The 501-nt window shown below is 49.9% G+C and carries 1 protein-coding gene; it reads right to left on the bottom strand.

The window, feature by feature from the left end; all coding sequences use genetic code 11:
* Nucleotides 1–350 (bottom strand): hypothetical protein (locus ACNKXV_RS13310; RefSeq protein ID WP_417908229.1); only part of this gene is annotated, 350 nt, incomplete at its 3' end.
* Between the last annotated feature and the right edge of the window lie 151 nt (nucleotides 351–501).

Raw genomic sequence — 501 nt, 5'->3', positions numbered from 1 at the left:
ACCACCAGCTGCCTGTCTTTGTACCCATCCTGATCGAGGTTGTCACGCAACAGCTTAATCCGTTCTGCCCCGATTACGCTGAGTTTAGCCTTTTTCTGGGTTTCCCGATAGTGCTCCCAATCAGACTCCACTCCTGATTTTCCGGGTTTTTTCACCGATGGACAGCAATGAAAATCTATGGGTATGGCTCTGGCCTGAACCGTTCCAAGTTTTTCAAAAAGGGAAAGAGAAACCTGAATGAAACGTTGACCCCAAACCAGGTTGGCCTGAAAAGGAGGCCCTAAGGGATCTCTCATCCATCGGCCTGCGAATACATTCTTTCCTCTTTTACGTAAGAGTGTGTCGTCCATATGGGCAAAAACATACCGCAGGGCCGGATCGCTCAACCCGATGACTTTTCTGCGGACGACTCCAAAAATACCGGCAATATCCATCCGTTCGCCCCTGAAAAGGCGGTAAGCGTACGTCCAATCCTTAAACTGGTCTCCACAGGCAGTCAGC

Origin of the sequence: Christiangramia aquimixticola (assembly GCF_048285835.1) — a bacterium.
GTDB lineage: Bacteria > Bacteroidota > Bacteroidia > Flavobacteriales > Flavobacteriaceae > Christiangramia > Christiangramia aquimixticola.
This window is presented reverse-complemented; position numbering and strand designations above follow the sequence as displayed.